This is a genomic window from Nocardia sp. NPDC056952, assembly GCF_042674185.1.
Lineage (GTDB): Bacteria > Actinomycetota > Actinomycetes > Mycobacteriales > Mycobacteriaceae > Nocardia.
Genome location: NZ_JBHURA010000003.1, coordinates 445,731 through 469,454, shown reverse-complemented (window position 1 = coordinate 469,454; position 23,724 = coordinate 445,731). Strand labels below are relative to the sequence as shown.

21 protein-coding genes are annotated in these 23,724 nt (G+C 66.0%); 12 read left to right on the top strand and 9 right to left on the bottom strand.

Going from position 1 to position 23,724, the window contains the following annotated elements; translation table 11 throughout:
• From ACFTS5_RS13790 to fadD11, 4 genes are read left to right on the top strand one after another with little or no spacing between them, the layout of a single operon-like run.
• Positions 1-1,458 (top strand): flavin-containing monooxygenase, encoded by a 1,458-nt coding sequence (locus tag ACFTS5_RS13790; RefSeq protein WP_378630772.1) that lies wholly within the window; start codon positions 1-3, stop codon positions 1,456-1,458.
• A complete protein-coding gene (locus tag ACFTS5_RS13785) occupies positions 1,458-2,330 on the top strand; it encodes a short-chain dehydrogenase/reductase (protein ID WP_378631443.1) in 873 nt (290 codons plus the stop codon). Before ACFTS5_RS13790 ends, ACFTS5_RS13785 begins: the two co-directional genes overlap by 1 nt.
• Positions 2,327-3,277, top strand: coding sequence for an alpha/beta hydrolase (locus ACFTS5_RS13780; RefSeq protein WP_378630771.1), 951 nt, complete (start codon positions 2,327-2,329; stop codon positions 3,275-3,277). The genes ACFTS5_RS13785 and ACFTS5_RS13780 overlap by 4 nt, the downstream gene beginning before the upstream one ends.
• Complete coding sequence (fadD11, locus tag ACFTS5_RS13775) at positions 3,274-5,073, top strand: fatty acid--CoA ligase FadD11 (RefSeq protein WP_378630770.1); 1,800 nt, start codon at positions 3,274-3,276, stop codon at positions 5,071-5,073. The genes ACFTS5_RS13780 and fadD11 overlap by 4 nt, the downstream gene beginning before the upstream one ends.
• Here the strand turns inward: fadD11 and ACFTS5_RS13770 are convergent.
• On the bottom strand, positions 5,060-6,289 hold the full coding sequence (locus tag ACFTS5_RS13770) for a PucR family transcriptional regulator (RefSeq protein ID WP_378630769.1): 1,230 nt from the start codon (positions 6,287-6,289) through the stop codon (positions 5,060-5,062). The two genes, fadD11 and ACFTS5_RS13770, sit on opposite strands and share 14 nt — an antisense overlap.
• Positions 6,290-6,454: 165 nt before the next feature.
• Between ACFTS5_RS13770 and ACFTS5_RS13765 the strand changes: the two genes are divergently transcribed.
• Complete coding sequence (locus ACFTS5_RS13765) at positions 6,455-8,026, top strand: GMC family oxidoreductase (protein ID WP_378630768.1); 1,572 nt, start codon at positions 6,455-6,457, stop codon at positions 8,024-8,026.
• On the top strand, positions 8,023-9,726 hold the full coding sequence (locus ACFTS5_RS13760; protein ID WP_378630767.1) for an aldehyde dehydrogenase family protein: 1,704 nt from the start codon (positions 8,023-8,025) through the stop codon (positions 9,724-9,726). Before ACFTS5_RS13765 ends, ACFTS5_RS13760 begins: the two co-directional genes overlap by 4 nt.
• Before the next feature lie 78 nt (positions 9,727-9,804).
• Here the strand turns inward: ACFTS5_RS13760 and ACFTS5_RS13755 are convergent, their stop codons facing one another.
• The gene (locus tag ACFTS5_RS13755) at positions 9,805-10,278 is read right to left on the bottom strand and encodes a MarR family winged helix-turn-helix transcriptional regulator (protein ID WP_378630766.1); all 474 of its coding nucleotides are present in this window, start codon (positions 10,276-10,278) and stop codon (positions 9,805-9,807) included.
• Between the two features lie 136 nt (positions 10,279-10,414).
• Between ACFTS5_RS13755 and ACFTS5_RS13750 the strand changes: the two genes are divergently transcribed.
• Together ACFTS5_RS13750 and ACFTS5_RS13745 are read left to right on the top strand one after the other, a co-directional pair.
• Entirely contained in the window at positions 10,415-11,251 is an 837-nt protein-coding gene (locus tag ACFTS5_RS13750) for an SDR family oxidoreductase (protein WP_378630765.1), read from the top strand.
• Between the two features lie 55 nt (positions 11,252-11,306).
• Entirely contained in the window at positions 11,307-11,810 is a 504-nt protein-coding gene (locus ACFTS5_RS13745) for an SRPBCC family protein (protein ID WP_378630764.1), read from the top strand.
• Positions 11,811-11,840: 30 nt separating this feature from the next.
• On the opposite strand, the gene ACFTS5_RS13740 is transcribed toward ACFTS5_RS13745, so the two are convergent.
• From ACFTS5_RS13740 to ACFTS5_RS13730, 3 genes are all read right to left on the bottom strand, one after another.
• On the bottom strand, positions 11,841-12,653 hold the full coding sequence (locus ACFTS5_RS13740; protein WP_378630763.1) for an alpha/beta fold hydrolase: 813 nt from the start codon (positions 12,651-12,653) through the stop codon (positions 11,841-11,843).
• 194 nt (positions 12,654-12,847) lie between these two features.
• Complete coding sequence (locus ACFTS5_RS13735) at positions 12,848-13,498, bottom strand: 2'-5' RNA ligase family protein (RefSeq protein ID WP_378630762.1); 651 nt, start codon at positions 13,496-13,498, stop codon at positions 12,848-12,850.
• Positions 13,495-14,814 (bottom strand): helix-turn-helix domain-containing protein, encoded by a 1,320-nt coding sequence (locus tag ACFTS5_RS13730; RefSeq protein WP_378630761.1) that lies wholly within the window; start codon positions 14,812-14,814, stop codon positions 13,495-13,497. Before ACFTS5_RS13730 ends, ACFTS5_RS13735 begins: the two co-directional genes overlap by 4 nt.
• Positions 14,815-14,906: 92 nt before the next feature.
• Here ACFTS5_RS13730 and ACFTS5_RS13725 point away from each other — a divergent pair, with 92 nt between their 5' ends.
• Genes ACFTS5_RS13725 through galE form a run of 4 tightly spaced genes read left to right on the top strand, consistent with a single transcriptional unit; the run spans position 14,907 to position 18,950 of the window.
• Positions 14,907-15,581, top strand: a complete 675-nt coding sequence (locus ACFTS5_RS13725; RefSeq protein ID WP_378630760.1) for a hypothetical protein — start codon at positions 14,907-14,909, stop codon at positions 15,579-15,581.
• A 13-nt stretch (positions 15,582-15,594) separates the two neighbouring features.
• Entirely contained in the window at positions 15,595-16,908 is a 1,314-nt protein-coding gene (locus ACFTS5_RS13720) for a phosphomethylpyrimidine synthase ThiC (RefSeq protein ID WP_378630759.1), read from the top strand.
• Between the two features lie 3 nt (positions 16,909-16,911).
• Positions 16,912-17,976, top strand: coding sequence for a hypothetical protein (locus tag ACFTS5_RS13715; RefSeq protein WP_378630757.1), 1,065 nt, complete (start codon positions 16,912-16,914; stop codon positions 17,974-17,976).
• On the top strand, positions 17,973-18,950 hold the full coding sequence (gene galE, locus ACFTS5_RS13710) for a UDP-glucose 4-epimerase GalE (protein WP_378630755.1): 978 nt from the start codon (positions 17,973-17,975) through the stop codon (positions 18,948-18,950). The genes ACFTS5_RS13715 and galE overlap by 4 nt, the downstream gene beginning before the upstream one ends.
• Positions 18,951-19,041: 91 nt before the next feature.
• Here galE and ACFTS5_RS13705 read toward each other — a convergent pair whose 3' ends face one another.
• From ACFTS5_RS13705 to pdhA, 4 genes are all read right to left on the bottom strand, one after another.
• Complete coding sequence (locus tag ACFTS5_RS13705) at positions 19,042-19,833, bottom strand: hypothetical protein (RefSeq protein ID WP_378630754.1); 792 nt, start codon at positions 19,831-19,833, stop codon at positions 19,042-19,044.
• Positions 19,834-20,319: 486 nt separating this feature from the next.
• Entirely contained in the window at positions 20,320-21,594 is a 1,275-nt protein-coding gene (locus ACFTS5_RS13700; RefSeq protein WP_378630752.1) for a dihydrolipoamide acetyltransferase family protein, read from the bottom strand.
• A 26-nt stretch (positions 21,595-21,620) separates the two neighbouring features.
• Positions 21,621-22,604, bottom strand: coding sequence for an alpha-ketoacid dehydrogenase subunit beta (locus ACFTS5_RS13695; RefSeq protein WP_378630751.1), 984 nt, complete (start codon positions 22,602-22,604; stop codon positions 21,621-21,623).
• A 19-nt stretch (positions 22,605-22,623) separates the two neighbouring features.
• Positions 22,624-23,721 carry a pyruvate dehydrogenase (acetyl-transferring) E1 component subunit alpha gene (gene pdhA, locus ACFTS5_RS13690; RefSeq protein WP_378630749.1) on the bottom strand — a complete coding sequence of 366 codons (1,098 nt, stop codon included), beginning with the start codon at positions 23,719-23,721 and terminating at the stop codon, positions 22,624-22,626.
• Between the last annotated feature and the right edge of the window lie 3 nt (positions 23,722-23,724).

Genomic DNA, 23,724 nt, shown 5'->3' with positions numbered 1-23,724 from the left:
ATGCCCGCAGAACACACGCACATCGTCGTGCTCGGCGCCGGATTCGGCGGGATCGGGCTGACGATCAAACTCCGCGAAGCCGGCTTCGACGACATCGTCGTGCTCGAACGCGCCGACGACCTCGGCGGCACCTGGCAGGCCAACACCTACCCCGGCTGCGCCTGCGACGTCCCCTCCCAGCTCTACAGCTACTCCTTCGCGCCCAACCCGGAATGGTCGCGCACCTACGGCAAGCAGCCCGAGATCCTCGATTACCTGCGCACTGTCGCCGAGTCCAACGACGTGATCCGGCACGTGCGGCTCGGCACCGAACTCCTGGACGCGCGCTGGGACGACGCGCAGTCGCTGTGGCGCATCGAGACCTCGCGCGGCGAGCTCACCGCGGACTATTTTCTCTCCGCCGCAGGCATTTTCGCCGAGGCGAAGTACCCGTCGCTGCCAGGTCTCGAGACCTTCGAAGGCACGGCCTTCCATTCCCTGCACTGGGACCACGACCACGATCTGACCGGCAAGCGCGTCGCGGTGATCGGCACCGGCGCCTCCGCGGTCCAGTTCGTACCGGAGATCCAGCCGAAGGTCGCCGCGCTGACGGTGTTCCAGCGGTCGGCGCCGTGGATCGTGCCACGGATGGACCGCCCGACAATCGGACTCGAGCGTCGGTTGCTACGCCAGATCCCACTGGCGCAGAAGGCTGTTCGTGGCACCTGGTATTCGCTGATCGAGGGTTTCGGGCTGGTCGGCTTCGTCGACAACCGTTTCCGTCATCCCTTCGAACTGCTGGGCCGGATCCAGCTGCGCCGCCAGATCCGCGACCCGAAGCTGCGTGCGAAGGTGACGCCGGACTACATGATCGGCTGCAAGCGAGCCATCTTCTCCGACGCCTATCTCCCCGCCCTCGACAAGGACAACGTCGACGTCGTCACCGACGGCATCGCCGAGGTACGCGCACGCTCCATCGTGACCCGCGCCGGGGTCGAGATCCCCGTGGACACCATCATCTACGGCACCGGATTCACCTCGACGCCGAGCGTGTTCGATCGCATCGTCGGCCACGACGGCCGCTCGATCGCCGAGCTCTTCCGGCAGCGGCCCCAGACCTATCTCGGTGCCGCGGTGTCCGGGTTCCCGAACTTCTTCTGCACCCTCGGCCCGTTCGGTGCGGCGGGCAACCAGTCGGCGGTGTTCATGATCGAGTCGCAGATCGCCTACATCGTCGACGCGCTGAGCACGCTGCGCGCCCGCGGCGAATCCCGCATCGAGGTGCGGCCACAGGTCCAGCGCGACTTCGTCGAGGAGATGGGCAGGCGCAGCGCCGAGACCGTGTGGCTCACCGGCGGCTGCGAGAGCTACTACACCACCGCCGAGGGCGGCAACGCCGGGCTGTACCCGAACTGGAGCTTCGAATACCGCCGCCGCACCCGACGGTTCGACATCGAGTCCTATGAGGTGTCGGCATGATGAACCTGCCCGATCTCGCGCCGGCCTCCTGGTTTACGCGCTCCTACGACATTGCGGGCAAGGTCGTCCTGATCACCGGGGCGGCCCAGGGCATCGGCCGTGAGCTGGCGGCGATCCTGTCCCACCGTGGCGCGCGAGTCGTGGTGGTCGATATCGACGCGGACGCGGCCCGCCGGGCCGCCGACGAGTTGGGGTTGGACGCCCACGGCATCGGCGCCGATGTCGCCGACCGGGCGCAGATGACAGCGGCGGTCGACGAGGTGGTGCGCCGATTCGGCACCCTCGACGTGGTGGTCGCCAACGCGGGCGTGACGCCCGTGCCCGCCACCGTGCGCACGATGGACCCGGCGGACTTCGACCGGGTGATCGGGATCAACCTCACCGGCGTGTTCAACACCGTGCACCCGGCCCTGGACCACATCGTGTCCGCGCGCGGGCACGTCGTGGTGGTGTCGTCGTGCGCGGCGTTCGCACCGGGGATGGGTGGCTCGCCGTACATGGTGAGCAAGGCCGCGGTCGAACAGCTGGGGCGGGCGCTGCGCGTGGAACTGGCCGCGAGCGGGGCCAGCGCCGGCGTCGCGTACTTCGGCATCGTCGACACCGCGATGACCCACGACATGCTCGACACCGACGACCTGGGCAAAGAGCTCGACGGGATGCTGCCGTGGCCGCTCAATGTGCGGATCACCGCGCAGCATGCGGCCCGGACGATCGCCGACGGCATCGCCCGCCGCGCACCGCGCACCATCGCGCCGAGCGGGTGGGAGCCCTACGCGCTGTTGCGGGGCGCGATCAACGTCGTCCTCGACCACCGGCTCGCCGCCGACACCACGGTGCACGAGCTGATCCGGGCGATCGAGCGCCGTCGATGAGCACCGAACGCGGGTCGCTGCGGGCTCGCACGCTGCGGCAGATGTCGGCGTTCACCGTGGGACAGTTGGCCGCGCTCGCGCCGGTGAACGCCTACACGCTGCCGCCGTCGCGACTGCTCATCGAGCAGGCCATGCGGGCGGGCGCGCCGCCGCTGCGCGCGACGACCACCGAGCCCGTCGACGAGGACGGGATCCGCGGCGAGTGGGTGCGAGGGCCGCGCGCCGACCGCACCGACGCGGTCGTCCTCTACGTCCACGGCGGCGGGTTCATCGCGGGCTCGGTCCTCGGGTATCGCGGCGTCGCGTCCCGGTTGTCCACCGCGACAAAGCTTCCGGTGTTCACCCTGGACTACCGGCTGGCCCCCGAGCACCCCTGTCCCGCCGCGCCGTCCGATGTGGCCGCGGCGTTCGCGTGGCTGACTCGGCGCTACAGCGCCGACCGGATCGTCGTCGCCGGGGATTCGGCCGGTGGCTTCCTCGCGGCTCATCTGACCGTCGAGAATGCCCGCGCGGGGCAGCCCGAACCGGGTGCGCTGGTGCTGTTCTCCCCGATGGCCGACCTGAGTCTGGCCATCGCGGTCGGCCACCAGAGGCACGAGCACCGCGACGGTCTGCTGTCCACCCAGATCGCCAGGCAGGCGATCGCCGCCTTCACCGCCGAACCGTTCGAGCTCCAGCCCGTCCACGGAATGCGGCTGCCGCCCACGCTGATCCACGCCAGCGACACCGAGTACTTCGGCGCCGACGCGACCGAGCTGGCGCGCCGCTGGCAAGCCACCGGGGCGCACTGCGAGCTGCAGGTGTGGCCGGATCAGATGCACGCCTTCCAGACACTCCCCGTCGTCGTCCCCGAGTCCAGAACCGCCTATCGTGCGGCGGCTCGCTTCGTCGCCGCCCATCTCGACACCGCCCCTGCGGCCATGACCCAGAAAGTGCCTGCCTCGTGAGCATTTCCCGTTTCGACACCCTGCCCGCAGCGTTCCAGCACACCGCCTCGATCGCCCCCACCGCGATCGCCTTGCGCACCCCCGGCGACACCAAGACCCTCACCTGGGCCGAGTACGCGACCCAGGTCCGCGCCGTCGCCGCCGGACTGGCCGGTCTCGGTGTGCGTCGCGGCGACACCGTCGCACTGATGATGAGCAACCGGGTGGAGTTCTATCCCCTGGAAGTCGGTGCGCAGCATCTGGGCGCCACCTCGTTCTCGGTGTACAACACCCTCTCTCCCGAACAGCTCGCCTACGTGCTCGGCAACGCGGAAGCGCGCGTGGTGATCTGCGAGCCGCAGTACGCCAAGCTGATCGCCTCCTGCGGGGTCGACGTCGACCACATCGTGTGCGTCGACGAGGCGCCCGAGGGAACCCTGTCGGTGAAGGATCTGCTCGCGGCGGGCCGTGACGATTTCGACTTCGACGCCGCCTGGCGTGCCGTCCGAGGCGAGGACGTCGCGACGCTCATCTACACCTCGGGCACCACCGGCGCGCCCAAGGGTGTCGAGACCACCCATGCCGCCCTGCTGTTCCAGGTGTACGGCATCGCCGACATCCTCGGCATCGAATTCGGCGACACCATCACCTCGTTCATGCCGACCGCGCACATCGCCGATCGGCTGACCGCGCTCTATGTCCAAGAGGTGCTCGGCACCCAGGTGACCAGTGTCGGCGATCCCAAGCTGATCGCCGCCGCCCTCGCCGACCTGCATCCGACGATCTGGGGCGCGGTGCCGCGGGTGTGGGAAAAGCTCAAGGCCGCCATCGAATTCAAGGTCGCGGCCGAACCCGACGAGACCCGCCGCCAGGGCATGGCGTGGGCGATGTCGGTCGCCGCGGCCCGCGCCGCGCATCAGCTCGCCGATGAACCGGTACCCGCCGAGCTCGCCGCCGAATGGGCGCGGGCCGACGAACTGGTGCTGAGCAAGCTGCGCGCGGCCCTCGGTCTGGACCGGGTGCGGTGGGCCATGTCCGGCGCGGCCCCGATCCCGCCGCCGACGCTGGCCTTCTTCGCCGGTCTCGGCATCCCGATCGCCGAGATCTGGGGCATGTCGGAACTGTCGTGCATCTGTAGTGTCAGCCATCCCCGCGACGCCAAGCTCGGGGCGGTCGGAAAGCTGTTGCCCGGCATGGAATCACGGCTCTCCGACGACGGTGAACTGCACGTGCGCGGACCGCTGGTGATGAAGGGCTACCGGGGGCTGCCCGAACAGACCGCCGAGGCGATCGATGCCCACGGCTGGCTGCGCACCGGTGACATCGTCAGCATCGACGACCAGGGCTATCTTCGCGTCGTCGACCGCAAGAAGGAGATGATCATCAACGCGGCGGGCAAGAACATGTCCCCCACCAACATCGAGAACGCAATCAAGGCGGCCACGCCACTCATCGGCGCGATGGCCGTGCTCGGCGACGGCCGGTCATACAACACCGCGCTGATCGTGCTCGACGCCGAATCCGTCGAGCCCTACGCGCGCGAGCACGCGCTACCCGACGCCTCCGCCGCCGCGCTGGCGGTCGATCCCACGGTGCGGGCCGCCATCGAAGCCGGTGTGGCACAGGGCAACAGCAAGCTCTCGCGGGTGGAGCAGATCAAGCGCTTCCGCATCCTGCCCACGTTCTGGGAGGCGGGCGGTGACGAGGTGACGCTCACCTTGAAGCTCAAGCGCAAGGTCATCGCCGAGAAGTACACCGCGCAGATCGACGAGCTCTACGCCGAGAACCCGCCCGCCGAAGTCGTCAACGCCGGATAGCGGTACCCGACTTGTCCGACCCCGCCTGGCGCGGTCGGACGAGTCGGGTTGTCTGCAAGGCGAAGTAGAACTCGGCGGCCGCGGTGGGATCGGTACAGCTGCGGCCGGTGAGGGCTTCGATTCGCCGCAGCCGTTGGTGCACGGTGTTGCGGTGGAAGTGCAGCCGTTTCGCCGCGTCGGCCACCACCCCGCCCGCGGCGAACCACGCCTCGAGCGTCTCCAGCAGCGTGTCCCGCTCCATCGCGGGCAGCTCGAGGACCGAGCCCAGAATTCCGGCGGCGAGCTGGCGGCTCACCTCCGGCAGATGCGCAATCAGCAACGGGATCGGCTGGTCACCGAAGCTGTTGACCTCGATATCGCCGGGCCGGGCGCACCGGCATGCCAGTTTCGCTTCGTGGAGCGCGTCGTGGGCTCGGCGCGGATCGTCGAACGGGCGGCTCACCCCGACCCGGCCGGTGGCCAGGCCCGCGAGCGCCGCGTCGGCTTCGGCCCGCGTCGCGCCCGCTTTCAGGCTGATCAAGCCGATGTGGGTGTCGAACTCGACCGTCCAGATCGAGTGGACGCCGATCGAGCGCAGACGTTCCTCGATGCCACGCAGCGGGGCCGCGACGGGCTCGACGATTTCGGCGCTGGCCACCAGGAACGTCCCGGTCTCCGGCAGGTTCAGCATGCGCAGGGTTTCCCACAGCGGCGCGCCGTCGTCGACGGCGGCCGACAGCAGCGAACGCAACGCGAGGCTGCGGGCCTGCGCGTCGCGATGCGCGCGTTCGAACGCCACCTCACCGTAGGCTTCCGCGGCCGCGCTCGAATAGTCGTCGATGATGCTCCACAGCTCGGAGCCCTTGTGCGCCAACGATTCCGTGAGCTCACCGCCCATCTCGCCGAGTAGCCGGTCCCAGATCAACCGGCCAGCCAGCCGATACGCGTGCAGCAGCGCCGCCAGCGGAACCTGTTGCTCGGCTTTGAGCCGTCCGGCAGCGCGCGCGGCGTCCAGCCGCGGCCGGGAGCGACCCCCGAGTTGGCCGAGCAGGGTCACCAGGTTGTCGTAGGTGGCCTGGCGCAGGTCCTGGTGGGTCAACCGGGTCGCCTCGGCATAGGCATGGTCACCGGACAGGATCTGCGCCACCAGCACGTCGGTCAGCTCGTCCGCTCGCAGCAACAGCCTGTCGACAAGCTCCACCGATACGTCGGACGACACCTCGGGAACTGTCGTCATCCTGCCATTGTAGGCGCCACGGAAAGCGGCCCTACCAGCAGTGTTGTGCACTTGCACACTGAGGTCACGGTTATCCGCAGCGCCGGTCCATAGGCTGCCCGCCCGCCGTCGGCCACGATCGGGGTACGTGATCCACCTCACTACATCGCAGCGAGAGGCATTGCAATGTATGACTACGTCATCGTCGGCGCGGGTTCGGCAGGCGCCGTGTTGGCCGCCAGACTTTCCGAGGATCCGGCGGTATCGGTCGCCGTCATCGAAGCCGGGCCGGCCGACAGCGCCGACGAGATCCATATCCCGGCCGCGTTCGGCGCCTTGTTCAAGAGCGAGTGGGACTGGGATCTCGATACCGAACCCGAACCGCAGCTGGGCGGCCGACGCGCGTACCTGCCCCGCGGCCGGATGCTGGGCGGATCGAGCTCGATGAACGCGATGATCTACATCCGGGGCAACCGTGCCGACTACGACGCCTGGGCCGCGGCCGGTGCCGAGGGGTGGTCCTACGACGATGTCCTGCCGTATTTCCAGCGAGCCGAGGACAACGAACGGAGCAAGGACGCCTATCACGGCGCCGGTGGGCCACTGCGGGTCTCGGAGAGTCGCTCACAGCACGCCATTGCCGGCGCCTTCGTCGAGGCGGCCGAGCAGGCCGGGTACGCGCGCAACGAAGACTTCAACGGCGCAACACAATTGGGCGTGGGCCGCTACCAGGTGACCCAGCGCGACGGCATGCGGTGCAGCACAGCCGTCGCCTATCTGCATCCGGCGATGACACGGCCGAACCTGACCGTCATCACCGGCGCGCTCGCCCACAAGGTGCTGTTCGAGGGCGATCGCGCGGTCGGCGTCGAGATCAGCCGTGGCGGCGAGGTCGACACGGTCCGTGCCGAACGCGAAGTCATCCTCTCCGGCGGCACCTACGGATCGGCGCATCTGTTGCTGCTGTCGGGCGTCGGTCCCGCGGATGAGCTCGCGCTGTTCCAGATCGAGGTGGTGCGCGACCTTCCGGTCGGCGAGAACCTGCAAGACCACTACATGACGCTGATCAACTACCGCACCGACACCGAGTCGCTGATGACCGCGTTGTCGCCGGAGAACCTCGCGCTGTTGCAGGAGCAAGGCCGTGGTCCGCTCACCTCGAACATCGGTGAGGCGGGCGGATTCTTCGAGACGAGGTCCGGCCTGGAAGGTCCGGACGTGCAGTTCCACCTGGCACCGGTGTTGTTTCACGAAGAGGGACTCGGCGCACCCGTCGCGCACGGATTCGCCTTGGGACCCTGCGTGCTCCATCCGACGAGCGTCGGCAAACTGATGCTCCGTTCGGCCGCGCCGACCACCGCGCCGAGAATCGTGCACAACTACCTCGCCACCGACGAGGACCGGCGCAGCATTGTCGCGGGTCTGCGCATCGCCCTCGACATCGCGGGCCGGGCCGCTCTCGCCGAACACATCACCGCGGACTTCGTTGCCCCCGAGTCGGATTCGGAGGAAGACCTGCTCGCCTTCGCCCGCCGATACGGCCAGACGCTGTATCACCCGACATCGACGTGTGCCATCGGGTCGGTCGTCGACAGCCGGCTGCGGGTGCTCGGCCTCCAGGGCTTGCGCGTCGTCGACGCGTCGGTGATGCCCACGGTCGTGCGCGGCAACACGAACGCGCCGACCATCATGATCGCGGAGAAGGCCGCCGATCTCATTCGCGAAGATGCCGTCGCCACCACCGAAGGATCGAAATGACCAGCACAGCAACGACAATCGACGCCGCGATCGAGGCATTGGCCGAGGGCGCGGTGCGGTGGGCGGCGACTCCGCTCACCGACCGTCGCCTGCTGCTGCAGCAGGTGCACGACCTGACCGAGCAACACGCGCAGGACTGGGTAGACATCGCCCTCGGCATCAAGGGCCTGCCGAAGGATTCGCCCCTGGTCGGCGAGGAATGGGTCAGCGGCCCCTATCCGGTGATCACCGGGACCGGTGCGTTGATCGAGAGCCTCGCCGCGCTCGACGCCGGTCGTAGCCCGGTCGACGACTTCGAGATCACCTCGGCGCCGGGCAACCGGTCGGCCGTGCACGTACTTCCGCACGGGATCTTCGATCGGCTGCTGCTCAACGGCTTCACCGCTGAGGTGTGGACCAAGCCCGATGTCGACGCCGAAACCGTCCGGGGGCGAGCCGGTTTGGGCGCGCGCGCACCACACAGGGCAGGCGGCGTCGGCGTCGTGCTCGGCGCCGGGAACATCTTCTCCATTCCGCCACTGGACCTGCTGTACCAGTTGATCGCGGACAACCGGGTCGTGGCACTGAAGCTCAACCCCATCACCGACCCGCTGCTTCCGGTGTTCGAGCGCATCTTCGCCCCGCTGATCGATCGGGGGTTCTTGCGAATCCTCACCGGTGGCGCCGATGTCGGCACCGCGCTGGTCAACCATCCCGACGTGGCCTCGGTGCACATGACCGGCAGCAGCAACACCCACGACGCCATCGTGTTCGGCCGGGGAGCCGAAGGCGCGCAACGCAAAGCAGCGAACACACCGCTGCTGACGAAGCCGATCACCAGCGAACTCGGCGGCGTCTCACCCACCATCGTGATCCCCGGGCACTGGTCGGAGGCGGATCTGAAGTTCCAGGCCGAACACCTCGCTACGCAGCGACTGCACAACAACGGGTACAACTGTGTCGCGTCCCAGGTCGCCATCGTGAGCGCGGACTGGCCGCAGAAGCAGAAGTTCCTCGCCGAACTGCGTGCGGCGTTCGAGCGGGCACCCGGGCGACCGGCGTATTACCCGGGCAGCGAGAGTCGAGTAGCCAACGCGCGCAAGGAATATCCGCAGGCACAGCGCGTCGGCCCGAACAACGACCGCACGCTGGTGCTCGGAATCTCGCCGTCGAAGGACGAACCAGCGCTGCGCGAGGAGTACTTCTCCCCCGTTTTCGGTGTCACCGAACTGCCCGGCACCGGGTCGGAGTTCCTGCGCGCCGCGGTCGAGGTCTCGAACGAGCAGTTCATCGGCACGCTAGGCGTGAACATCATCGCCCACCCGAAGACGCTGCGTCAGCTCGGCGCCGCGCTCGATGAGGCGATCGCCGACCTTCGCTACGGCACCGTCGCGATCAACGCCTGGACCGGAGTCGGCTACCTGACCGCCCGCGCGAGCTGGGGTGCGTTCCCCGGCCACACCCTCGACGATGTGCAGAGCGGTATCGGCGTGGTGCACAACGCGCTGCTGATCGAAGACCCCGAACGCACTGTCGTCCGTGGGCCGTTCCGACCCGCGCCGAGGTCGATCACGCGCGGTGAATTCACGTTGGCCCCCAAGCCGCCCTGGTTCGTGACGAACAAGACCGCCGCCACCACCGGCCGTCTGCTGGCCTATTTCTCGGCCGCGCCGGGGTGGTCCAAGCTACCGGCGATCTTCGCCTCCGCCCTGCGCGGCTAGCTGTTCGCCGCAGCGATGAAAACCCGTTCCACCGGATCGACCGGCACCGAGATCCGGTGGAACGCTATCGCGCGGGGGTCAGCGTTGCCGCACGGCGTCGTAGGCCCGCGGCAACGCTTCGCCGGAATTCATCGCCAGCAACGCTTGGTGCAAGTTCGCGCGCTGATCCTGATCCAGACCGTCGAAGAGGTCGTCGTTCAGCGTGCGGACGAGCTCGTCGGCCTGCTCGACGGCACGCATTCCCTGCTCGGTGATCTCGACGAGAAACCGGCGACGGTCGCGGTGATCGCGAATCCTGGCGGCCAGGCCCGCCGATTCCAGATGGTCGATCGCGGCGACCATGGTGGTCGAGTCGATGCGCAGCCGGGTTCCCAGTTCGAGCTGAGAGCTGGCCTGGTCGCCTGCCAGCACTTTCAAGATCATGAAGTGTCTGGTCCGCAGGCCCAGGGTGGCGAGCCGATCCTCGCTCACGCGGAACATCACCTGCCCGAGCTTGATCAGCAGGCAGCTGGTGTGGTCGGCGACCATGTCCGGGATCAACGGTTCGGTCACTGGTGGGAAACCTCGATTTCTGGGCTGGACAGCAGAGCCGATCGTAGTCGGCGCCGCACCCACATCGGTCATCGGCAGCCATCCACACCGATAATCGCTACAGATAATAGTTCGTACTACTGATAGTCTGCCCGGCATGGCGTCAGAATTCATCCAGAAGATCGACCTTGCCGACAAGGTCGTCGTCGTCGCGGGCGGCACCAGCGGCATCAATCTCGGTGTGGCCGAGGACTTCGCGCGGGCCGGTGCCCGGGTGGCCGTGTTGAGCCGCTCCGCGGACAAGGTCGACGCGGCCGTCGAACGGCTGCGCGAGCTCGGGGCCGAAGCATTCGGCGGGAGCGCCGATGTCCGCGACTACAACGCGACCGAGGCCGTGCTGCAATCGGTGCACGAGCAGTTCGGCGACTTCGACGTGATGATCTCCGGTGCGGCGGGCAACTTCCCCGCCGCCGCCGTCGGCATGTCCGCCAACGGATTCAAGTCGGTCGTCGACATCGACCTGCTCGGCACCTACAACGTCCTGCGCGCGAGCTACCAGTTCCTGCGCAAGCCCGGCGCCTCCGTCATCAACATCTCGGCACCGCAGTCGGAGCTGCCGACGATCACCCAGGCGCACGTGTGTGCCGCCAAGGCCGGCGTCGACATGCTCACCAAGGTCCTGGCGATGGAGTGGGGCCCGTTCGGCATCCGCGTCAACGGTGTGATCCCGGGCCCGATCGATGGCACCGAGGGCATGGCCCGGCTGGCCCCGACCGAGCAGGACCGGGCCCTGGTCACCGGCAGCGTGCCGCTGCGCCGCTACGGCACCCCCCGCGATGTCGCCAACGTCTGCCGATTCCTGGCTTCCCCGCTGGCCGACTACGTCTCCGGCGTTGTGCTTCCGGCCGACGGCGGGTGGGTCCTCGGTGGCGCGTCGCAGGCGATGGGCGTCATCGGGCAGCCGCTTCTCGACGCCGCGCACCAGGGTCAATAGGCCCGCAGCCTCAGCCACGTGAGGACAGCACCGCATTTCGGATAGGTTCGAGTCCATGAGCCGCACCACGACCGTCTTCGACAGCATCGACATCGCTGCCGATCCGGTGTCCATCTATCAGCAGGTCAGCGATCCGACACTGATGGGTCGGTGGAGCCCGGAGAACCGTGGCGCGAAGGTTGCCCAACCGCGCGAGTCCACCTATGTGGGAATGGAATTCGAAGGGTTGAACAAGCGTGGCGGTGCTCGCTGGGTGACCCGCTGCGTGGTGATCGCGGCCGAGCCGGGGAAACGGTTCGCGTTCCGGGTGGAGGCGATCGGCGTCCGGCGGCCGTGGATCCGGGCGGGCATCGCGACCTGGGAATACCGATTCGAGCCGGACAACGGTGGCACCCGGGTCACCGAGACCTGGCACGACGATCGCAAGTCATGGCCGAACGCGGCGGTTCAGGTCTTCGACCGGGTCGTCACCGGCGGCGACACGTTCGTGGAATTCCAGCGCAAGAACATCCGCCGCACGCTGCGCAACCTCAAGCAGCAGCTGGAGTCGAAGGACTGAACGCGGGCGTCGGAGGGTCCTGCCGTCTTCCTACCGGTCGGCGTCAGGGCTCGCCGACGGCACGCCCGTCACGGTGGGCACGGCACCCGTCGTCGCCAGGATCGTCGCGGCGACCAGTTTCGGATCGTCGATCATCGGCACATGTCCGACGCCCGGCAAGATCTCGAAGCGGGCCTGCGGGAAGCGCTCCTGGGCGATGCGGCCATTGACCGCCGACGGCAGGATCGCATCCTTCTCCGACCAGGCCAGGGTGACCGGACACGGCAACTCCGGCACCGACGCGATCTGCTCCCTGGTGTCGAGCACGTCTTCGGTGACCGTGCACCCGATGAGGTCAGCGGCCGCTGTCATCGCCTGCGCCGGCATCAAACGGTCAGCTCGACAAGCGATATCGCGCAGCGCGAGCCGCCGGACCACCGCCGACCGCAGGACCACCGGTTGAACTGGGCGCGACAGCTGGACCAAGGCGCCCATGCGGCGCAGCTTCCTGACCGCGTCGGTCTGTCCATGACCACCACCATCCCAGAACCCCGCAGGCGAGAGCGCGCAGACGCTCAACGCCCGACCACGCAACGCGAGCTCGATGGCCATCCACCCGCCGAGCGAGTTCCCCGCGAGATGAGCCTTCGCGATACCCCGCTCGTCCAGCATCCGCTCCGCCGCGTCGACGATGTCGCGCACCTTGACCGGGCGCTCCCGCACCGCCGGCCCGCCCCGATGCCCGAGCGCGGTCGGAGCGATCACGTCGTGATGATCGGTCAAGCACGGAACAACGTCCTCCCACGCCGCCGCCGACATGGTGACGCCATGGAACAGGACAATCGAAGACTTACCGGAACTCATGGGCAGATGCTACTCACCGCCGGTCAGCCGATGGGCAACGTTCGCGGTCGACCCAATTCCTTCAATGCAGCGCCCCAGGACCGCGCCGAGTCCTCCGTCGATATGGACGAAGCGCACGCCCCACCGGGACAACTTGTCGACAGCCTCGCGGATTGCTGGAAACGCCATCTGCTCTGGCTTCACGGTCGACGGCACTAACCCGGGAGCCCCGCTTCGGCCAAACCGCTTCGACTGTCCCGACCCAGTTCGATCCGTTCGATGACATCCCATATATAGGAGTTGTCCCGAAGTTCGAGCGAAACCAGCACGGCCTCGGTGGTCACGACATCGAAGCCGTAGATAGCACTGCCAGCCGTCGCTGCAGTCGTGGCAGCCACCTCTTCCAGACCTTCGAAAACCGGGTACGCGATCGTCACATGGGGATCCGATGTTGATTCCTTCAGCGACGCGTGCGGCAAGACGGAGATCGTTGCCGCTCGTAGCGTGTCGCGAAGCTCCATCACCGGCGCCGCGGGTGAGATCACGAAGCCGATCGCACCACGAATGTTGGTCAGCCGATCGACGGATAAGCTGAACGGGCCCAGGTCTCGGCAGGCATGCTGCGCGGCCTCCGCAATAGAAGCACGTTGCTCGAACGTGCACGTGTACGGGCGTGAGATTCGATCCAACGTCAGGTGGAGTCCGTCGGGCGGCGTGGTCTTGAAGTACGCCGGATCGATGGCCTGCTGGCATTCTTTGGTCCGCGAATGAAGTTCCGAAGCGTGATCGAAGGTCAAGAACCAGTAGTAACCGAGCGGGCCGTTTTCGAGCGGACGGGGTCGCAGGCTGTCCGAGTTTCCGGTCACTTGTCGCCGTCCTTACTGGCCAGCGCATCCCGGACGCCCTTCAACTGCGAGGTATCCCCCCACCTGTCGGCCACGTCACGGAGAAATTCCGAAGCTCGGCGCTGAACCTGGGCCATAGGCTTGTCTGGCGAAGTGTCCAGAGCATCGTGCATTATCGCCACTGCAGCATCCAGGTCGGCATCTTCGGCCAAGACATGCGAGCGGGCCACGTCGATCATCACCAGCGACCTACCCCACGGCGAGTTCGTGTTGTTCATGTCCGCCAACGCGAGCTCCGCATACTGTTCGACCTTGTCCGGCATCGCCAACGACAGATACGATGTCGCGGCATTTCCAGCCACCTGCGCCGCACTGTAGCTTCCCAGAGAGATGCTGGATGGCACTCCATCTGGGGCACTATCGCACGCGACCAGCTCGTATGCCCGGTCCACCGTGCGTCGTACGCCGTCAGTATCGCCGAGCTTACCCATTGCTCGCGCGACTCCGTTGATCGCTAGTCTTACGCTTTGCGGCCCATCTTCGGCGCGAGCGAGGCCGTCTCGAGCATAGTCCAACGCTCGTTCGTACCTCCCTGCGTAGTACTCACAGAAGCTTTGCAGCCCACGCGCCCATGCTGTGAGGTTAGCGTTCTGCGCATTGTCCCCCAGATGGAAAGACTCCAGACAGTAAGCCCGTGCCATCGAATAATGGCCAGTCCCGACGGCGATATAGCCGAGCAGTCCCGAAGTTTCGCTGGCGATGTCGAACAGCTCGCTGCGCTGTTTCGGATGGCTGCATTCATCGATGAGCCCATCGAGCCATGCCCGCTGCTGCTTCAACGCGGGAACGAGTCCGGCAGGATCTACAGTTTCATAGTTCGCGATTGCGTGGTGCGTACTGATTCGCAGCTGGTCAATGATCTCGGGATTGACAGATCGGCTCAGCTTGTGGACGCGGCCCAGGACCGCGAGCAGATCCGTCGTGATCGCCTGGTCACCGTTCTCCGGCAACCCGTCATCATCATCGCGGTCGGAGTGTGCGATCGCGGTCTGGGTGTGACGCAGCACGGTTGAATGGCGGTCCCGCCAAACGGCTTCCCCGTCCGCCACGATCTGCTCGAAGCGTTCTCTATCCGCTGGAGATGCACGCTGACGGTACGTCGTATCCAGGATCGCTTGCGCCGTGGATCTGGGTTTCACGGCGCTCAGGCCTGAGCGCCAGTTGTTGACCGTGGTCGTCTCGACACCGAGCAGCGTGGCGAACTCTCGAATCGACTTTCGCATCGCCTCTTGAAGCGCAGCTGCCTCAAAGCCTGTCCAAGCCCGCCCTCGCATCATCGCCGCTTCCTACTTTTCAGCACCTGATCTCGGAAGTCCACACGATACGCCTACGGTACGCGATCGCTACACGGTTACCTCCGATACCGCTGGTGGGCGACGCTTTTCATCAGTACCTGTTCCAGGGAATCCATGGCGAGGCCGCCAGATCGATGCCCTTCGCTGCCGGATGCGTCGCCAGGAGGCCGCACATGTCGAGCCACTTGCTCACCGATCTGATCAGGCTGGTCGAAGTGATGAGAGAAGCCGGTTGGGTCAACCTCACCCTGGCTACCCCGAGTTCCCCTGTTACCGACAATCCCCATGCTGCGGAAACTGACGGCGTTTTTCCTACCGCGCACGAACTGCCAACCGGCTACCAGCTGATCTCCGCCTTCCGTGGCGCATTTGGACACCTTCCTGGTGACCACCTGATCGCGCGCTGGGCTCAAGCCTTCGCTCACCTGCACCGCTGCCGCCACATTAACCCCGCAAACACTGCCCGAATCGACACGCGCAGAGTTGAACTCGCTGAACTGGTCGATACCTGGGTCGCGAATCACTCCCGGCTGCCCGATCGGGACTACGGCGCCGCGCTAGATGAACTGGCCGCCGCGTACATCGGATTCGAAGCGAAGTTCCACGCGAGAGCGCCCATCGACTTCGACGAGCTGCATCAAGCATGGACCACCGTCGCCGACCACGTCATCGACTGGGGCGACCTCCGTACCGGCCAGGCAGCCATGCCGCGACCACTGCAGCATTCCTCCCCCATATCCAGCGATTGAAAGGTGTACTACCATGCTCGATCTCGACTACCCGACTGATCCACAGTTCCTCGAAACCTGCGCGCGCGAAGGAATCGCAGTCACCGAGGCCGCGACCGCCATCGCGGGCGGCACTCTGGTGTTCTTGCGCTCCAACGATTCTCGCTATCACAAGGGCTTTGCCCCGATCTTCGTCGGCGCGGGTACTCGACGAAAAGTCACGGCGCTGATCGGGTTGGGCCCCAAGGACACCAACCGCGACGCGATCGTCGACAGCATGTCGGTGATCTTGGCCGCCAAACCCGACGCGGTGATCGACCTGACCACCAACCCCGAGGGCATCGCGCTGCGCCGCGAACTGAAGCAAGTGGTGGGGATTCCGTTGGGCTGCTGCCTCACCTACGACCTGTTCGCCCAACCTCGCAAGAAGCTCGGTCGTGCCGAGTTCTTGGAACGTTTCGAACTCGGCCTGGACTCCGGCGTCGACTTCGCATTGATCCACGCCGGGATCAACCCGGAGTTGGCGCGAATGAGTGAGCAGTCGACACGGATCATGCCCACCACCTCCCGCGGTGGCGGACTGATCGCGCGCTACATGCGCATGCACAACGTCGAATCGCCGTTGCATGAATACTTCGACGGCATCCTCGACATCTGCCGACGCCGCAGCGTGGTGCTCGACCTCGGCGACATTTTCCGCCCCGGCGCCACAGCCGACGCCGGTGACGATCTGAAATGGCGCGAGATCGAGTTGCTGGCCATGCTGCGACGCCGAGCCCTCGACGCCGGCGTCCAAGTCCTGTGCGAAACCGGCGGCCACATCCCGCTACACCGCATCCACGAAATCATCCCCGCCTACAAGAAGGCCCTCGGTGGCGAGCCATTGTGGCTGGCAGGCCCGATGGTCATCGACAACGCTGTCACCCTCGACTCGATCGTCAACACCATCGGCGTGGCCACCGCCGGGCAGCACGGCGGAGACATGTTCGCCTCCATCACCCAGGTCGAGCACTACCTGATGCCCACCGGTTCCGATACCGCCGAAGCCGTACGCAACGTCAAAGTCGCTATCACCGCGCTCGAACTGGGTCGCGGCAACACCGACAAAGCAGCCCGCCAGCGTGCCATCTCCGTCGCTCGGCGCGCGAACAACTGGGAGGTGCAAGCCACCCACGCGCTCTACCCACGGCTGGCCGGTAACGCCTTCATCAACGCCGGATTGAAAACCGGTGCACCGTGCACTATCTGCGGATCGCTGTGCCCACACCTGACAGCCAAGAAGGCCAACGAGGAAATTCCCCTCCCCGCCAGTACCGCTACGTTGTCGATCACTCCTGTGGAGAGCTGAGCAATGACCACGACAGCTCCTCAGCCCATCGGCACCACAGCATCCCTGGCCGCCACGATCACCCGGCGTCTCCCCGACACAGCAGAGCTGACGACGGTCGCAGCCCGCGTGGCCGATGACCTGCTCGCCCTCGGCGAACACGTGCCCGACACCGACTGGCTCATCTTGGGTGGATCAATGGCCCGCGGCGAACCGAGCTGGATTCGCTATCACCACGACCAGCACCAACTCATCAGCGACCTCGACCTGCTCTATGTCTCCTCTGGTGAGACACCGACAGCGCTCATATCCCAAATGCGCACGAGCGCTGAAAAGCGCTTCCCCACCGTGGATTTGATGACGCTGCCGCTGCGCGACTACCGCACCGTCACAACGTCACTGGGCTACGACTTCAAGAACCTCGGCGTCCCGCTGACCCTGCACGGCCTGCCAGAGCACAATCCCGTGCGACTCGACGACCGCGACGCCTACGAGATCCTGCTGTACTACATCCAGGCCTACTACTGGCATCGACTCAACTACAGGTGGCAGACCGGCCTGGACTCCACCCAATTCCACCTGCTGGCAAACCGGCTGTGCATGAAAGTGCTTCGTGCGACGGCAATGCTGGAACGCGGCGCCTACGCCCATCACGACTTCGCCCGCATGGCCCCGCATCTCGCCGAACAGATGCGCGCCGAACTGGCTTGGCGCATCGATCCACGGCAGCCGCCGTTGGACCCGTCCCGATTCTGGGTCTACGTGCACGACGCTTTCCACCGATTCGACTTCGCCTTCGGTGGCCCACGACCAGACGCAGTACGGCTGAGCAAATACGCCACCACCAGCAGCGGGCAGATCATCGCCAGCCATCAGAAGCGAGCCAGCGAGCTGGCCCGGGAAGTCGCCGCCGCGTGGGTCTCGAACCCTCGCCTGGACAAGATCGGTACCGTGGAGCGCGCAACCTGGTCACGAGTCACCGGCTGGGCAGGAACGCAGCAACAGCCCGGCCCCGACTCCTACTTCGCCAAGCACCGACGCGAAATCCACGACCACCTCCTCGCCATGAAAGTGCAGGTCGCTGCATGAAGATCCTCGTCACCGGTGGCGCCGGCTACGTCGGCGCGACCGTGACCCGGCTCCTTCTCGACGCCGGGCACCAAGTCGACGTCGTCGACGACCTCTCCCGCAACGACGACCGGCAGATCCTCGCCGAAGCACGGTTCCACCAACTACGCGTACACGACATCGCCGCCGTCCTCACCCCCGACGCCGGATTCGACGCAGTGCTCCACTTCGCCGGACTCATCGCCGCCGGCGAATCAATGAACCACCCAGAATGGCACTGGGACAACAACACCCGAGCCTCACTCGCCCTCCTCGACGCCATCCGCGCCGCCGGGATACCGCGCCTGGTGTTCTCCTCCACCGCCGCGGTCTACGGCGAGCCCGACACAGTTCCGATCACCGAGAACGCCCCCACGAACCCGGTCAACACCTACGGCGACACCAAACTCGCAGTCGACCGAGCTATCGCATCGATCACCCGCGCGAGCAAACTCGGTGCCGTCAGCCTGCGCTACTTCAACGTCGCGGGCGCGCATACCTGCGCTGACGGTTCGATGATCGGCGAACGCCACACTCCTGAAACCCATCTCATTCCCTTGGCGCTGGAAGCCGCCGCCGGCCTCCGCGACAAGTTCAATCTCTTCGGCGACGACTACCCGACTCCTGACGGAACCTGCATCCGCGACTACATCCACGTCACCGACCTCGCACGGGCGCATCTACTGGCGCTTGATTCCATTGGCTCCGGCGAGCACCGAATTTACAACCTGGGCAATGGAATCGGGTTCTCCAATCAACAAGTCCTCGACGCCGTTCGGCGCGTCACAGCCTCTCAGTTCGAAGTCGAGACAGCACCACGCCGACCTGGTGATCCTGCGGTTCTATACGCCTCCTCTGAACTAGCAGAACGTGAGCTCGGATGGTCGCCGACGAACCCCGACATCGTCGACATCGTCGGTGACGCTTGGAAATTCCACAAGACTGTCGCTGGGTAATTGGTCACCGAGGCGCGCCGCGTCCACCGCACGCGCCGTGCGGCGGTGGACACGGCGGTCGACATCGGTCGTTGAGCCCGGGCGCCAACACCTACAGTTCCCTTGTGGAACCGGTCTCGGTAAACCGGTCAGGAACGGGCGCGTCGAAGATATCGACAACCCAGTAGTGGTCAGGATCCGGGTCGTCAGGCCCGTCGTCATCGACAAACGGCACATAGTATGGGCGTGCCAGATGTATCCGGACGCGGCGACCCTTCGATGACCCTGCAAGAGCGATCTCGAGAGCGCCGTAGATATCCTCGAAGAGATGACAGGTCTCCACCAGTTCGACATGGGGAGGAAGAGTCCAGGTGCGCCGCTCCCCTGACCATGTAGTCCGATCGTTCCGGTAGGTTCCGGTAGACGTACGCACTGTGGCGATCCATTCGATCTGACAGCCACACTGAGCATTTGCGATGCGAAGGCCCAAGTCGAGATCGAATGCCGACTCCATTATTCTGGCAAGATCCTCCATCGCTCCCGTGCTGAAATGCCGGATGTCACGGACAACCTGGCCGCGCTCCTCATCGAACGAGCCTGGCTCGATCGGTGCTAACCCGTGGAGAAATGTTGCGACGGACTGCCAAACGGGCCGAGGGAGCTTAGACCTCAAGAAGTGCAGGTTCTCGTCGGTCGGCCCGGATCGCGATGGCCCACCGCACAGAAACTCGTTCATGCACCAGACCGCCCAGTCTGCATGTTCAACGTGCGGCCCAGACAGCGAGGCCACCACTGTCAGGTTCGAGATGTAGCTGGTGCCCTGCGAGTGACCTCGTGGGTGTTCGTCCAACGCGTAAATCGTTGCCCTGTTATGAGTTTTCTGTACGACGAATTGAGCAATCACGGGGATCTCCGGTCAGCAGACATGCGGAAGACTCGCGAGAGTTGCAGAGTCTTTGGCGGCTGCACCTGCGTCGGTATCGGATACGGTCCGAACCGCATAGGGCGGAGCTTGAGAATCTAGGTTCATAGGCTAGCACCTCGAATCACCCCGAACCAGAACAAATTCAGCCTTGCCGCGACAGCATCGCGGGTGTGTCACGGATGGCTTTCGAAACGTTCCATGGTGGATTCGTCGGCGAACCGTTCACCAAGGACTATCCCGCCAGGTCTTCATAGCCGCAAGCACTAACTCCATTGCTGCAGTTCGTCGCGCTGGCTTACCTCGGTTGTATGAGCTATCTGCCGACCTCGAATCCGCAAGTCGCCTGCCTGCAGGGGCTACCCGCGGACTGTGTAACCATCGCAGACAGTACGGCTCGCGTGCGACTCATCCAGCGCCGACAGTCGGCCTCCGCAGACGCATATCCGCAGAGGCCGAGTGTCCTTGTTACGTCACGATCCGTAGCGGGTTTTCGATGAGCTCCTTCAGGGTTGCCAGGAATTGGGCTGCGATCGCGCCGTCGATGGCACGGTGGTCTGCGGACATGGTGACGCGAAGGATCTTGCGGGCGACAACCTCGTCGTTGTCGAGGCGGAGTTCGTCGGCGGCAGCTCCTACGGCGAGGATCGCGGATTCAGGTGAGTTGATGACCGCGGTGAATTGTTCGATGCCGAACATGCCGAGGTTGGAGATGGTGAAGGTGCCGCCCGACATGTCCTCGGCGCGGAGTTTGCGATCGCGGGCGCGGGTCGCCTTGTCACGGCTCTCGGTCGCGATCTCGGAGACGCTCTTGCGGTCGGCGTCACGGATGACCGGGACGAGGAGCCCGACCGGGGTCGCTACCGCGACGCCGATGTGGATTCCCTTGTGGCGCAACAGCTTGTCGCCCGCGAAACTGACATTGACCGAGGGATCCTTGCGCAGCGCGGTCGCGACCGCTTTGACGAGCAGGTCGTTCACGCTGACCTTGCTGTCGCCCGCCCTGTCCAGGGTGGCGTTGATCCGTGCGCGGAAGGCGAACAGCTCGGTCACGTCGATCGCGCTGGTCAGGTAGAAGTGCGGTGCCTGCTGCTTGCTCTCGGTGAGCCGGATCGCCGAGACGCGCTGAATGTTGGTCAGCGCGACCTCCTCGAAATCCCCCGACGCCGGAACAGGCTGCACAGCAACCACATTCTCCTCACGCGAGGGCGTCACGATGTCAGTGGCCGCCGCAGTGCTGTGGGCCGCCTCCACGTCTCGTTTCGTGACCCGCCCACCGGGACCGGTGCCCACGACGGAGTCCATATCGACCTGCAACTCGCGGGCGATCTTGCGGGCGAGCGGCGAGGACTTCACCACGCCGGCCCTCGGCGAGACCGAGACGGTGTCGGTGTCGGTGTGCGAAGCGCGCTGTGGCTCAGCGTCGCGGGCCGGTGAGCCGGTATCGGGTGACACGGCGCCGGACTGCGCCACCGCAGCAGCGGCACCGGAATCCGCCGTCGAGGTGGTGCCGTCGCCGACGATCGCGATCGGTTCACCGATCGCGACCCGGACGCCCGGCTCGGCGAGGATCTTCTCGAGCACTCCGTCGTCGTAGGCTTCGAGTTCCATCAGCGCTTTGTCGGTTTCGATCTCGGCGACGATCTCGCCGCGGGTGATCTGGTCGCCGACCTGCTTGAGCCAGGCGGAGACGACGCCGTCCTCCATGGTGTCGGAGAGCCGGGGCATGACGATTTCGGGCATGATCTTGTCCGTCCTGTTCCTGGTTCTCAGCGCCGCCGGCCGACAGCGGCCAGGGTTTCCGTCACCGCGGTATAGAGCGATTCCGCGGACGGCAAGGCGAGCTTCTCCAGCGGCTTGGCATAGGGCAGCGGGACCTCGGCCATGGCGACACGACGCACCGGCGCGTCGAGGTAGTCGAAGGCACCGTCGGAGATGGAGGCCGCGATTTCCGCGCCGATGCCGTAGGTGAGCCAGTCGTCCTCGCCGATCACCGCGCATCCGGTCTTGCGGACCGAGGCCACGATGGTGTCGCGATCCAGTGGACGCAAGCTGCGCAGGTCGATCACCTCCACCGAAATCCCTTCGCCCGCAAGGCGTTGGGCGACCTCGGTCGCGACGGTGGCCATGCGGGAGTAGCCGATCAGCGTGATGTCGGTGCCTTCCCGGGTGACCGCCGCCTTGCCGATCTGGACAGGCGCAAGATCCTCGGGCACTTCGCCTTTGGTGTTGTAGAGCGACAGATTCTCCAGGAACAGCACCGGATCGTCGTCGGAGATCGCGGCCTTGAGCAAGGCCCGCGCGTCAGCGGGAGTGCTGGGCGCCACGACCTTCAGACCGGGCACGAAGGCGTAGTACAACTCGATGTTCTGCGAGTGCGTCGCGCCGAGTTGCTGGCCGCCGCCACCGGGAGTCCGGATCACCATGGGCACGTTGGTCTGGCCGCCGAACATGCCGTAGATCTTCGCGGCGTGGTTGACGATCTGGTCCAGCGCCAGCAGCGAGAAGTTGATCGTCATGATCTCCACGACCGGGCGCAATCCGAGCATCGCGGCGCCGATCGCCGCACCGACGAAACCTTCCTCGGCGATGGGGGTGTCGCGTACTCGCTTCTCGCCGAACTCCTCGAGCAGGCCGGCGGTGATCTTGTAGGAGCCTTCGAAGACGCCGATCTCCTCACCGATCAGAAAAACGTCGTCATCGCGTCGCATCTCTTCGCGCAGGGTTTCGCGCAGCGCTTCGCGATAGGTCATGACAGGCACAGTGGAGTCCTCAGTGGGTGAAGAGCGGATCGGCGGGCAGACGGCGGGAATCGCCCGGCACCGGAGTCGCGTAGGTGTAGTCGAACAGGCTCGACGGCTCCGGATGCGGGCTCGAATCGGCGAATTCGACGGCGGCGGCGACACCGTCGGCCACCTCGCGGTCGAGATCGGCCAGCGACGCTTCGGTGAGCACACCGGCGGCGAGCAAACGCTGCTGCCACAGCACGATCGGATCGTGTTCACGCACCGTGGCAACGGTTTCGGTGCTGCGGTATTTGGCCGGGTCGACCACCGAGTGGCCCTTGAGCCGGTAGCTCACCGCTTCGAGCAGTGCGGGTTTGCCTTCCCGGCGGGCGCCTTCGACGAGCTCGCTCGCCAGGTCGCGCACGGCCAGCACATCGGTGCCGTCCACCCGTTCGCCGCGCATGCGATAGGCGGCGGCGCGCTTCCACAGATCCGGTTCGGCCGAGGACTTCTCGACCGTGGTACCCATGCCGGTCTGGTTGTTGATCACCAGGAACACCACCGGCAGCCGCCACAGCGCCGCGATGTTGAGCGATTCGTGGAAGGCGCCGATATTGGTGGTGCCCTCCCCCATCTGGCACACCACGACGTCGTCGCCGTCGTGGTAGTCGATGGCCAGCGCCGCACCGATGGCCAGGGGAACCTGCCCGCCCACGATGGCGTAGCCGCCCAGCAGCCGGGTCGCGGTGTCGTACATGTGCATCGAGCCGCCCCACCCCTTGGAGGTGCCGGTCGAGCGGCCGTAGAGCTCAGCCATCACGCGGCCCGGTTCGATGCCCTTGGCCAGTGCGTATCCGTGTTCGCGATAGTTGGTGAACAGGTAGTCGGTGGGGCGCATCGCCGCGCCCAGGCCGACGACCGTGGCTTCCTCGCCGAGGTTGAGATGGCAGTAGCCGCCGATCTTGGCCTGCTGGTAGCTCTGGGCGGTGCGCTCCTCGAAGCGCCGGATGAACAGCATGTCGCGGTAGAGACCACGCAGGGTCTCGGGATTCTCGGCTGCGACAGCGGAGTCGACATCCGAAGCGGGCGTGGTGGTTTCGGCCGGCTTGCGGGCGGGCTTGCTCCGCGCGGTGGTCGTGGTCATGTC